Here is a 4,208-nt window from a genome sequence, read left to right on the forward strand (position 1 = left end):
GGGCTTGACTTCCCATATCCTCAAACTAAGAACATCGTTCTTCTATTCGAATTTAAATGGAGGGCTCGATGAGCGACATGCTGCCTTCGGGCGTGCGGGTGATCCCGCCGATCGAATGGCCGGCCTTTGCCGATGACATTCGACGCCATCCTGGTGCTGAAGCGCGAGCGCAACGCCGTCATCCTGGCGCACAACTACCAGACTCCGGAGATCTTCCATTGCGTGGCAGACATCGTCGGCGACAGCTTGGTGCTGGCGCGTAAGGCAATGACGGTCGATGCGGACGTCATCGTGCTCGCCGGCGTGCATTTCATGGCTGAGACGGCGAAGCTCCTCAATCCCGGCAAGACCGTGCTCATTCCAGACCTTGCCGCCGGCTGTTCGCTGGCCGACTCGATCACCGCCGAGGACGTGCGGCTGATGCGGCACCGCTATCCTTCCGCTCCAGTCGTCACCTACGTCAACACCTCTGCCGCCGTAAAGGCAGAGTCCGACATCTGTTGCACCTCGGGCAACGCGCTTGCGGTGGTGAAGTCGCTCAACGCGCCACGCGTCATCATGCTGCCCGACGAATATCTGGCGAAAAACATCGCGGCGCAGACAAAGGTCGAGATCATCGCCTGGAAAGGCCGCAGCGAAGTCCACGAGCGCTTCACAACCGTCGACATTCGCGAACTGCGAGATGCGCATCCCGGCGTGATCGTACTCGCCCATCCCGAGTGCCCGCCTGAGGTCGTGGCCGAGGCCGACTTCGCCGGCTCGACCGCAGCGATGTCCAACTATGTCGGGCGGCACAAGCCGGCGCGTGTGGTGCTGATGACCCAGTGCTCGATGAGTGACAATGTCGCGGTCGAGCATCCGGACGTGGATTTCGTGGGTCCCTGCAACCTTTGTCCGCACATGAAGCGCATCACGCTCGCCAATATCCGCAGCGCGCTCGAGGAGAACCGACACATCGTCACGATCGATCCCCGTGTCGCTGAGCGGGCCCGCTGGGCCGTCGAGCGCATGCTCTTCGTATGACCACCTACGTCCATGACATTCGCGGGGCGCCGGTCGTCATTGGCGCTGGCCTGGCCGGACTTATGACGGCGCTGCATTTGGCGCCACAACCAGTCGTCCTCCTTTCCAGGACGCCACTTGGTACGGATGCCTCGAGCACACTCGCGCAGGGTGGGCTTGCGGCAAGCTTGGGCGAGGACGACAGCCCTGACCTGCACCTCGCCGATACACTTGCCGCTGGCGATGGGCTTTGCAACGAAGAAATAGCCAGGCGAGTGGTCGAGGCCGTCCCTCACGCCGTCGAGAACCTCATTCGTCTTGGTGCTCCCTTCGACCGCGCATTGGATGGGAAACTGCGGCTGGGCCTCGAGGCAGCCCATTCACGGCGCCGGGTCGTCCATGCCGCTGACGCCACAGGCCATCAGTTATTTCATGCGCTGCTTGCCGTGGCGCGGCGCACCCGTTCGATCACAATCATGGAAGGCATAACAGCCCTTCGCCTGGTGGTCGCCGAGGGCTGCACCGTTGGCGTGCTGGCTGTGCTTGAGAGCGGCATCTTCGCCTTGCCCACCCGGCGCGTAGTGTTGGCGACCGGCGGCATAGGTGGCCTGTTTTGCGACACGACCAACCCGCTTTCTTCGTTTGGCCACGGGCTGGCGCTGGCCGCCTGTGCCGGCGCAGAGCTCGCCGACCTGGAATTCGTGCAGTTCCACCCGACCGCGCTCGACACGCAGCGCCGGCCAATGCCGCTGATAAGCGAAGCCGTGCGGGGCGAAGGCGCCGTTCTGGTCAACGAATATGATCACCGCTTTCTTGCCGCCACCCCTGGCGCTGAATTCGCATCGCGTGACGTGGTTGCGCGGGCGATCGCCAATCAACTCGCCGCTGGCCATCGTGTCTACCTCGATGCCCGTCGATGCCTCGGGCAGAAATTCGCAAAACGCTTTCCCGCGATCGATGCGGCGTGCAAGCAGGCTGGCATCGACCCGGCCGTGGAGCCTATTCCGGTGCGCCCTGCGGCTCACTATCACATGGGCGGCGTGGCCGTTGACACGGACGGGCGCAGTTCCGTCTCGGGCCTATGGGCGTGCGGCGAAGTGGCTCACACGGGACTGCACGGCGCCAACCGTCTCGCCAGCAACTCGCTGGCCGAAGCGGTTACAACAGCCGCCTGGGTGGCGGCAAGCGTGGCCGGCACCAGCGCCGGCTGGCAGTGGCCCAAGCTTCCCGCAACTGTGTCTGTGCGACCCGACCCTTCACCTGTCCGCCAACTTGTCTCGAATGCGCTCGGGATCTTTCGCAATGGAAAAGCGCTTGGCGAGGCGATCACCACCCTTCTGCCGATCGCGGTCGGCGAAACGGCCGCGGCCGACCCGGCTCTGGTGGCGTTGTTGATCGCGATCGCGGCATTTCGGCGCGAAGAAAGCCGCGGCTCGCACTTTAGGTCCGATTTTCCGGGTCGCAATCCCGAAGCCCTGCCCTCGCGTCTGACGCTTTGCACCGCCTTTGAGAGCGCTGTCTCGCTCAATTGGCTGAGATCCGAACGGAGCTGCTGAGATGAGTTCCCTTGCACCACTTCCCCAGATCATCATGGAACCGATCGTGCGTGGCGCCCTGCTCGAAGATCTGGGCAGGGCCGGCGACATCACCAGCGATGCCATCATCCCCGCCGATTGCAAGGCAACGCTCGCGTTGAATGCCCGACAGGCCGGCATTGTCGCCGGGCTGGACTTGGTCATGTTTGCCTTTCTGCTGGTCGATCCCGGGATCAGCATGCAGTTGCGCTGTCCAGAGGGCGGCAAGGTTTCGGCGGGAGAAACCATTGCAATTGTAAGCGGGCCGGCTCGTAGCCTGCTCACGGCAGAACGGACGGCACTCAATTTCCTCTGCAAGCTGAGCGGCATCGCAACGGCGACAGCCTCGTTGGTCAACGCGGTGCGGGGCTATAATGCAAAGATCGTTTGCACAAGAAAGACGACGCCAGGCTTGCGTGCCCTGGAAAAATATGCCGTGCGCGCGGGCGGCGGCGCAAATCACCGCTTCGCGCTGGATGACGCAGTCCTGATCAAGGATAACCATATCGCCATTGCCGGCGACATTCGCACCGCAATCGATCGGGCGCGAAGCGCAATCGGCCACATGGTCAAGATCGAGGTCGAGGTCGAGACGCTGGATCAGCTGGATATGGCACTGCAGGCGAGCGTCGACGCCGTGCTCCTCGACAACATGTCGCTCGAGGACCTTACCCAGGCCGTGGCGATGGTCGGAGGGCGAGCGATCACCGAGGCGTCGGGTCGGGTGACACCGAAAACGGCTCCCGCAATTGCGGCGACCGGCGTCGATCTCATCTCGGTCGGCTGGCTTACCCATAGCGCTCCCATTCTCGACATTGGCCTGGATATGCCCGCGGACCGGAACTGCCGCAGGCATCTGAACTGAGGGAGAGGGCATGAACCGGGACCGCAGGAACTCCTTTGGCCGCAGGCTAACTCGCGCCACCACGTCCTTGACCGCCGACCCAAGCCAGCTCCTTGGCGCACTGCATAGTTCTAGCGGCGAGGAGAAACCGACGGGCCAGGGGCAAACAAAGGACCGCGTGGAAGCACTTGGCTTTATCATCTGCCGGCTCGACGAACTGCGCCAGATGGCTGCCTCTCATGGACTGGAAGCACTCAGTTGCCTGTTGGATGCCGCCTTCACCGAATCCTGCGGCGCGATCAGAAGGGAGCATTCTTGCGCTCAAGCCGAAGAAAGCACGCGGTAGGCGCCGAGAACGCGAGGCACCGGGGCACAGGATCGACGTCGTTTTGGAGGAAGGGATGCGCAAAATCGTTGCCGGCAAGCTGCACGGCATCCACGTCACCGAGGCCAATCTCGACTATCACGGCTCGATCACGCTAGATCCCGACCATTGCGAGGAAGCAGGCATGCTGCCGATGGAATTCGTCGACATCTGGAACAAGAATTCGGGCGCGTGGATCTCGACCTACGTCATCCTCGGCGAGCGCGGGTCGCGCTGTTGCATCCTTAACCGCGGCCCGCACCTGCCAGCCAGGCGACCAGGTCATCATCTGCAACTCGGTCTATGTGCACGAGAGCGAGCTGACCGCGCTCAAACCGCGTGTGCTGACATTCGACAAGGATAATCGGATCGTCGACCGCCTGACTTATTCGGTCGAGCGCGATGCAGGCGGAGGCTACAGCTT

General features: G+C 62.8%; 3 protein-coding genes and 2 pseudogenes. All 5 read left to right on the forward strand.

The genetic code is table 11. The features are described 5' to 3' along the window. Positions 1 to 68 precede the first annotated feature (68 nt). Positions 69 to 1,023, forward strand: a pseudogene (gene nadA / locus EOA33_RS26115) (quinolinate synthase NadA). Next, positions 1,020 to 2,558 carry an L-aspartate oxidase gene (locus tag EOA33_RS26120; RefSeq protein ID WP_127406954.1) on the forward strand — a complete coding sequence of 513 codons (1,539 nt, stop codon included), beginning with the start codon at positions 1,020 to 1,022 and terminating at the stop codon, positions 2,556 to 2,558. Before nadA ends, EOA33_RS26120 begins: the two are co-directional and overlap by 4 nt. A 1-nt stretch (position 2,559) precedes the next feature. Next, complete coding sequence (nadC, locus tag EOA33_RS26125; RefSeq protein WP_127406955.1) at positions 2,560 to 3,441, forward strand: carboxylating nicotinate-nucleotide diphosphorylase; 882 nt, start codon at positions 2,560 to 2,562, stop codon at positions 3,439 to 3,441. 10 nt (positions 3,442 to 3,451) lie between these two features. Beyond that, the gene (locus EOA33_RS26130) at positions 3,452 to 3,766 is read left to right on the forward strand and encodes a hypothetical protein (protein ID WP_127406956.1); all 315 of its coding nucleotides are present in this window, start codon (positions 3,452 to 3,454) and stop codon (positions 3,764 to 3,766) included. A gap of 55 nt (positions 3,767 to 3,821) precedes the next feature. Beyond that, a pseudogene (gene panD / locus EOA33_RS26135) lies at positions 3,822 to 4,208 on the forward strand (aspartate 1-decarboxylase); the annotation flags it as partial.

The organism is Mesorhizobium sp. M4A.F.Ca.ET.050.02.1.1 (assembly GCF_003997725.1).
GTDB lineage: Bacteria > Pseudomonadota > Alphaproteobacteria > Rhizobiales > Rhizobiaceae > Mesorhizobium.